The organism is Butyrivibrio sp. VCB2001 (genome assembly GCF_000423965.1).
Taxonomy (GTDB): domain Bacteria; phylum Bacillota; class Clostridia; order Lachnospirales; family Lachnospiraceae; genus Butyrivibrio.
This window is the reverse complement of record NZ_AUIZ01000014.1, coordinates 109,905-117,439: the sequence shown is the minus strand read 5'-3', so window position 1 is coordinate 117,439 and position 7,535 is coordinate 109,905. Positions and strand designations below refer to the sequence as shown.

The following is a 7,535-nucleotide window of genomic DNA, read 5'->3' as shown; positions in this document are numbered from 1 at the left end:
GATATCTGAGAGGAGCTGTCCTTAGTACGAGAGGACCGGGATGGACGGACCGCTGGTGTATCAGCTGCACCGCCAGGTGCATAAGGCTGGGTAGCCACGTCCGGAAGGGATAAACGCTGAAGGCATCTAAGCGTGAAGCCCCCCTCAAGATGAGATATCCCTCCTTTATGGAGTAAGACCCCTTGGAGAGTACGAGGTTAGATAGGCACAAGGTGTAAGCACGGTAACGTGTTCAGCTGATGTGTACTAATAGGTCGAGGGCTTATCCAAAAAGCAAAGGTTAGAGACGGATCTAAGAGATTTCAGTGTTCGGTTTTGAAGGTACAATCGAAGAAATATGGCCCGGTGGCTCAGCTGGTTAGAGCGCCGCCCTGTCACGGCGGAGGTCAGGGGTTCGAACCCCCTTCGGGTCGCTCAACTTCATATTTTAATTTGACCGGGGTCTTAGCTCAGCTGGGAGAGCATCTGCCTTACAAGCAGAGGGTCACAGGTTCGAGCCCTGTAGGCCCCATTTTATTACACAACACAATTCGTGTGTAAGCCGATGTGGCTCAATTGGCAGAGCAGCTGATTTGTAATCAGCAGGTTAACGGTTCGAGTCCGCTCATCGGCTCTATATGGATGGCTTCCCGAGTGGCCAAAGGGGACAGACTGTAAATCTGCTGCAATTTGCTTCGGTGGTTCGAATCCACCGCCATCCATTTTTTTATTGCAATAAGCAATAAATTTCATAATGACGCGGGGTGGAGCAGTCTGGAAGCTCGTCGGGCTCATAACCCGAAGGTCACAGGTTCAAATCCTGTTCCCGCTACTATATGCCTAGATAGCTCAGTTGGTAGAGCAGAGGACTGAAAATCCTCGTGTCGTTGGTTCGATTCCGACTCTAGGCATCTTTTTTTATTAATCTTTAGTCCCGGCAAAATGTCGGGATTTTTTTATTGTGCAAAGGTGTATGTTATAATTAAGAGTACGAGACTTATAAATTAAGAGGATAAGAGGCGTTTATGAATATCAGACGTTTAAAAGGAATAGCAGCTTCACTGGTTTTGATCATTTCTGTTACCGCATGTGGCAGATCTTTTACAGGAATCTTGGACAATCAGAGTGCATCAGATCAGAGTGCTTCTACACATACACAGGGCAAGTACCCGACAAAATGGAATCTTGAGAAGATTTATGCCAGCGAGGAAGATTGGCAGGCTGATTACGACAAGGTAATGGGCATGCTGGATGGTTACGATAAATTCAGAGGAAAGCTTGATAATGCCAAGACTATAAGAGAATACTTTGACTTTGCTTACTTTACCGAGATGACCAGGATTCAGCAGAAGCTTGCGCTTTATGCCAAGCAGGGAAACTCTCTTAACGCAACGGATGCGGTTTATAAAAACATGCTGGCCAAGCTTGATGCTATGACCAGGGAAGAAATCCAGAGATGTGCCTTTGCGGAGGATGAGATATTTGCACTTTCATTGGAGGAGAGACAGAAGATCTTTTCAGATCCCCTTTTTGATGGCGATGAGTATTGGCTAAGGCAGTATCTTGATCCTGACTACGAGCCGCTTACAGAGGATGAGACTCTTTTGGTATCCACTCTTTCAATGGGTATGGGTTACGGAGAACAGATTTTTGGAATACTTGATCAGGTTGAACTTCCTTATCCTACAATCACAATGCCGGGGGGTAAGGAGGAGGAGCTTACCGATGAGCTTTATGCAGAGATAATCAGTAATCCGAAGTACTCGGATAAATTCAGGGCAGAGGCAAACCAGACTTACTTAACTAGATACGAGAATTTTGCTAACACCTTCGCTGCTCTTTTGGAATCGAACGCTTCACAGGCTTATGCATCAGCAGTCATTGACGGTTTTGATACTACCATGGAAGAGGCCTTTGATGACTATGATCTTGATACAGATGTCTTTGACATGCTGGTGGAATCAGCGCACAAGGGAATTCCGGAGTATCAAAGATATTTAAAGCTCCATGCAAAGGGGCTTGGCCTTGAGGAGCAATACCCATACAACATGGGAGAAAGCGTATCAGATTTCTACATTCCGCCTACACCCTATGATAATGCGGTGGATGAGGTTATAGACGCTCTTGGAATTCTTGGAGATGACTATATTGATCACTTCACCAAGATAATCACCAGTGAGCAGATTGATGTCTATCCTGCTGCTAACAAAGCTACAGGAGCCTTTGAGAACAAGCTATCAGTTGAGTATTATCCTTGGGTACTGTTTAACTATAAGGGTTACTCAGATGATATCAGTACAATAGCTCATGAAATGGGACATGCTGTATATGATCAGTACGCGACAGAGGACCAGCCTGTTGCTTACAGCAATCCCACAATATTTACTCAGGAAGTTGCATCTACTACCAATGAGCTTTTGTACTATCAATATAAGTTAAAAAATGCCCAGAGTGATGACGAAAAGCTCTTTTACCTGGAGAATGCAATTAGTATGTTTGCAGGAACGTTCTTCACTCAGATGATGTACTCCGAGTTTGAGGACTACATGTACAAGGTTGTGGAGTCAGGACAGTCGCTGGATGCTGAGGACCTTGGTGATAAGTGGATGGAGCTCCTTCAGGAGTACAGGGGTGATGCTGTTACCACGTTCCCGGCTTCAAGATATCAGTGGGCAGGAATTCCGCACTTCTACTATGTTTATTATGTGTACCAGTATTCTGCAGATGTGGCATACGCAGCATCAATAGCTGAGAGGATCACATCGGGTGAAGCCGGAGCTGTGGATGAGTATCTGGATTTCCTTAAGCTTGGCGGATCTGCGCCGCCTGTAGAGCTTCTCTCTGAGGCTGGAATTGACCCGCTTTCAAGTGAGACTTACGACAAGGCACTGGAGTACTTCAAGTCGCTTGTGGATGAGTACGAGGAGCTGGTTAACAAGAAGTAAATATTTAGTTAGTTTTTTCATGATTTTAATTTTTTCTTAGGCAATGTGTGTTATTATGAATTGAAACAAAAGTTAAGTTTACAGCCATAACTATGCGGTTTTATGGAGTTTATAGATGCACAGACTTTCAAAAGAAGATAAAGAGATAATAAAGAAAGTCCTCGATGTTAAGGACTACGACCCTGATGTATTCGATCCTGAGCTTTTGACTGAGCTTGAGAAGGACGAGGAATACAGGGCAACACTATGCCGTTACGGCGCAGATATCCTCGGCTCTGAGCATTACATCAGGTTAAAGAGCTTTATTCAGCATGGAAATGTTACGGTCTATGAGCACAGCATCCATGTGGCGCTCTGTGCAATAAGACTTAACAGAAAGCTTGGAATTAAGAGCAGGGAGAGGGAGCTGGTAAGAGGAGCGCTTCTTCATGACTATTTCCTCTACGACTGGCATGACGGCGAAGCGCCCGGGAACATCCATCCCAAGCTCCACGGATTCTATCATCCGGGAATTGCGCTGAGGAACGCGACAAGAGACTTTACACTCTCCGAGAGAGAGAAAGAGATAATAAAAAAGCACATGTGGCCGCTTACGGTTAAGCCGCCTAAATGCAGGGAAGCCTGGGTGGTATGTCTTGCGGACAAGTATGCATCAACACTGGAGACACTCAAGCTTAAGAAGGGAAAGATCAACGTAAATTATGCCTGATATTTACCAGGAGCTGATAAACCTGGCGGAGGGGGACATGTACCCCTTCCATATGCCCGGTCATAAGAGAAACCTTCAAAGCACCCCGTTAAAGGGTGCTTTTCGTTGTGATATAACGGAAATCGACGGCTTTGATAATCTCCATGATGAGAAGGGTATAATTCTTGAGGCTGAGAGAAGGGCAAACAGCTTATACGGCGCTGATGAGACCTTCTTTTTGGTAAACGGAAGTACGTCAGGCGTCCTTAGCGCAGTATCTGCGGCGGTTCTGGAAGGTGGCAGGATCTTAGCTGCAAGGGGTAGCCATAGGTCTTTTTACCATGCAGCGTATCTAAGAGGGCTGGAGATAGACTATTTGGAAGCCGGGATGATCCGGGAGTACGGGATTTTCGACGGCTATAGTGCACAAGATGTGAAAAGAGCTTTAGACTCCCTGACGGACAAGCCAAGTGCCGTGTTTATCACATCTCCAACTTATGAGGGAAGATGCTCGGATGTAGAGGGAATTGCAAAAGTGTGCCATGAAGAAGGCGTTATCCTTATTGTGGATGAAGCCCATGGTGCGCATTTTGGATTCGGTAAGGGACTGCCTGAGAGCGCTGTGAAGGAGGGAGCTGACATTGTCATACACTCTCTTCACAAGACGCTGCCGGCCATGACACAGACTGCGCTAATACATGTTCAGGGCAGCCTTGTTGATAAAGCTCTTTTAAAAAGATTTCTTAGAATATATCAGTCCAGCAGCCCATCCTACGTGCTGATGGCCTCCATAGATCTGTGCATGAAAGAGATGCAGGAGAGGGGAAAAGAGTTTTCGGAGAGGCTCGTAGGCTACAGGAATAAGATCCAGGAAGAGACAAAGGACTGCAGTGTCCTTAAGATTCCTGGGCTTTGCGAATTACAGGATCCGGCAAAGGTGCTTATCTATGCGGATACTGATACAATGACAGGTCAGCAGTTATATGATATACTGCGTGAGGACTATTTATTGCAGTTGGAAATGGCAGGGGAGCATTATGCTCTGGCCATAATCACCGGATGGGATACAGAGGAAGGAATAGAGCGCCTGATAAAGGCAATTTGCGAGATAGATGAGATCTTGCAGAAAAAAGCGGGAGCAAGGATCGTCGCAGCAGATGAAAAATATGCTATTCCTGGAAGAGAGATGTCTTTGCAAAAAGCCTGGGACAGCGAGCGGGAAACGGTGTCTTTAAATTTGGCGGAAGGCAGAATAAGCGGGGACTTTGTAAACCTTTATCCACCGGGAATTCCACTGATAGTGCCCGGAGAGGTCATTGGCGGAGATCTCATTAAGGACATAGAGCGATATATTGCCGAAGGACTTAATGTCCAGGGCATTTTGGAGCTCGAAAATAGCGAGAATAAGGGTATAATAGATATAGATAAGAGAGGAATTATATGCGTAAAACCAAGATAATATGTACTATTGGACCGGCGAGTGAGAGTGAGGATAAGTTAAAAGAGCTTATGCTGGCCGGTATGAATGTTGCAAGATTCAACTTTTCACATGGCTCACATGATGAGCACAGAAGAAAGTTTGAGAGGATAAGAAAGCTCAGAGACGAGCTTGAGATCCCTGTTGCAACCATGCTTGATACAAAGGGTCCCGAGATCAGACTTAAGGACTTTAAGAATGGAAAAGAGATGCTGGAGGCCGGACAGACCTTCACACTTACAGCAAGAGATATAGAAGGCACCAAGGACGAGGTATCCATCACTTACAAGGACCTCACCAAGGACTGCAAGAGCGGAATGACAATCCTTCTTGATGACGGACTTATTGAGCTATCAGTTGAGAAGGTTACAGACACTGACATCGTTTGCACAGTAGTAAACGGTGGTCCTATCTCTGACAAGAAGGGCGTTAATGTACCCGGAGCCGAGCTCTCAATGGAGTACTTAAGCGAGCAGGACAGGAGCGATATCATCTTCGGATGTGAGCAGGGCTTTGACTTTGTGGCTGCATCATTTGTAAGAACAAAGGCAGACGTAGAGGACATCAGAGCTATATTAAAAGAGAAGAACTCTCCCATGAAGATCATTGCCAAGATCGAGAGCACTCAGGGTATCAACAATATTGAAGAGATCCTTGCTGCTGCTGACGGAATCATGGTTGCAAGAGGTGACATGGGCGTGGAGGTTCCTTTCGAGGAAGTTCCCGTAGTTCAGAAGAAGCTCATCAAGATGGCAGAGGCTGCAGGTAAGTATGTTATCACAGCCACACAGATGCTGGATTCAATGATCCACCATCCAAGACCAACAAGAGCCGAGGCTACCGACGTTGCCAACGCTATTTATGACGGAACAACAGCGATCATGCTCTCAGGCGAGACAGCTGCAGGCGATTATCCTGTAGAGGCCCTCAAGACCATGGTACGTATAGCCGAGAGAACAGAAGCCGATATAGATTATGTAGGAAGACTTAAGAAAAGAGATTACGCACCAAGCGATGACACCACAGCGATCTCACATGCTACCTGCAACATTGCTGCAGAGGTTGGCGCCGATGCGATCCTGACAGTCACCATGAGCGGCTTTACAGCCAGCATGGTTTCAATGTATAAACCTAATTGCCCGATCATTGCATGCACCATCAATCCTACAGTATGCAGACAGGCAAACCTGATGTTTGGCGTTGCGCCTCTTCACATCAGGCAGGAAGACACAGCAGATGAGCTCTTCAGGGAGGCAATAAGTTCAGCTAAGAATGCAGGTCTTTTAAAGGCCGGCGACAAGGTAGTCCTCACAGCAGGCGTACCTCTTGGCATCCCCGGAAGAACAAACATGATAAGAGTTGAGGAAGTATAAGCAAAATGGCTACCGGCAGGATTTTCCTTCTGATGGGCAAGAGCACCTCAGGGAAAGACACAATCTACAAAAACCTAATAGCTGATAATGACTTATCCCTTAAGAAGGTCGTTCCCTACACCACGCGCCCCATGCGCGATGGCGAGACGGACGGAGTTCAGTACTTCTTCAGAGATGAAGAGGGCTACCTTGACCTTCGCAGCAGAGGGAAGATCATCGAGGAGAGGACATACCACACCAACTACGGCGAGTGGAGGTACTTTACAGTAGATGACGGTCAGATCGATCTTGCCAGCGGAGACAGCTACCTGGTAATAGGAACACTTGAGTCCTATTGTTACTTCAGGGATTACTTCGGAAAAGAGAATGTCCTTCCGATACTGATCGATGTTGAGGCAAGGATCAGGCTTGAGAGAGCCATGAAGAGAGAAGCCAAGCAGGAACATCCAAGGTATGACGAGATGTGCAGACGCTTTTTGGCAGACGAGGAAGATTTTGACGAGGCCAAGATAAAAGAGGCCGGTGTGGAAAAGAGATTTTTCAACAACGGACTTATCGAGGACTGTATAAAAGAGATAAGGGAACACATTTACGAGAAGATGAGCTGACCTTATTAGGCGGGAAGGGAATGTATGGATATTAAAGTTAGTAATCTTACACCCACAACTCAGACCCCGGCTCCGGAGCAGGTGCAGGAGGCAAACGGCGACTTTAAGTTTGTCCTTACCAGCAAGCTTGAGGATTCGGGGCTAGCAGAGCGCCTGAATCTCATGATGCAGGATATCATCCAGCAGGGGGAGAAGATATCCAAGAGAAATGACATCAAGGATATGCAGAGGTACAGGATCCTTATCAAGGATTTCATGAACGAAGTAGTGACGAGGAGTCATGTCTTTTCCAGAGAGAACTTCCTTGACAGGAAGGGAAGACACAGGGTTTACGGCATAATCAGGCAGGTGGACAAAGAGCTTGATGAGCTGGCCCAGGAACTGGTCAAGGACGAGAAGAACGGTATCGATATACTTGCTAAGATTGGACAGATACAGGGGTTACTACTGGACATCTTTACTTAA

The 7,535-nt window shown here is 46.4% G+C and carries 6 protein-coding genes, 6 tRNA genes and 1 rRNA gene; all 13 read left to right on the top strand.

Annotated elements, in window-relative coordinates; all coding sequences use genetic code 11:
- Positions 1 to 270, top strand: a 23S ribosomal RNA gene (locus G589_RS0112855); the annotation flags it as partial.
- 69 nt (positions 271 to 339) lie between these two features.
- A tRNA-Asp gene (locus G589_RS0112850) sits at positions 340 to 413 on the top strand.
- A 25-nt stretch (positions 414 to 438) separates the two neighbouring features.
- Positions 439 to 511: transfer RNA gene (locus tag G589_RS0112845), tRNA-Val, on the top strand.
- Between the two features lie 29 nt (positions 512 to 540).
- A tRNA-Thr gene (locus G589_RS0112840) sits at positions 541 to 613 on the top strand.
- Positions 614 to 619: 6 nt separating this feature from the next.
- Positions 620 to 701: transfer RNA gene (locus G589_RS0112835), tRNA-Tyr, on the top strand.
- A 36-nt stretch (positions 702 to 737) separates the two neighbouring features.
- Positions 738 to 811, top strand: a tRNA-Met gene (locus tag G589_RS0112830).
- A gap of 6 nt (positions 812 to 817) precedes the next feature.
- Positions 818 to 890 (top strand) — tRNA-Phe (locus G589_RS0112825).
- Between the two features lie 114 nt (positions 891 to 1,004).
- Positions 1,005 to 2,924: a M3 family metallopeptidase gene (locus G589_RS0112820; protein ID WP_026522427.1), complete on the top strand. Its 1,920-nt coding sequence runs from the start codon at positions 1,005 to 1,007 to the stop codon at positions 2,922 to 2,924.
- Between the two features lie 115 nt (positions 2,925 to 3,039).
- On the top strand, positions 3,040 to 3,633 hold the full coding sequence (locus G589_RS0112815; RefSeq protein WP_026522426.1) for an HD domain-containing protein: 594 nt from the start codon (positions 3,040 to 3,042) through the stop codon (positions 3,631 to 3,633).
- Positions 3,626 to 5,071, top strand: coding sequence for an aminotransferase class I/II-fold pyridoxal phosphate-dependent enzyme (locus tag G589_RS0112810; RefSeq protein ID WP_026522425.1), 1,446 nt, complete (start codon positions 3,626 to 3,628; stop codon positions 5,069 to 5,071). Before G589_RS0112815 ends, G589_RS0112810 begins: the two co-directional genes overlap by 8 nt.
- Positions 5,053 to 6,462: a pyruvate kinase gene (gene pyk / locus G589_RS0112805; protein ID WP_026522424.1), complete on the top strand. Its 1,410-nt coding sequence runs from the start codon at positions 5,053 to 5,055 to the stop codon at positions 6,460 to 6,462. The genes G589_RS0112810 and pyk overlap by 19 nt, the downstream gene beginning before the upstream one ends.
- Positions 6,463 to 6,467: 5 nt before the next feature.
- Positions 6,468 to 7,070, top strand: coding sequence for a guanylate kinase (locus tag G589_RS0112800; protein WP_035776074.1), 603 nt, complete (start codon positions 6,468 to 6,470; stop codon positions 7,068 to 7,070).
- A gap of 24 nt (positions 7,071 to 7,094) precedes the next feature.
- Positions 7,095 to 7,535, top strand: coding sequence for a YaaR family protein (locus G589_RS0112795; protein ID WP_022770562.1), 441 nt, complete (start codon positions 7,095 to 7,097; stop codon positions 7,533 to 7,535).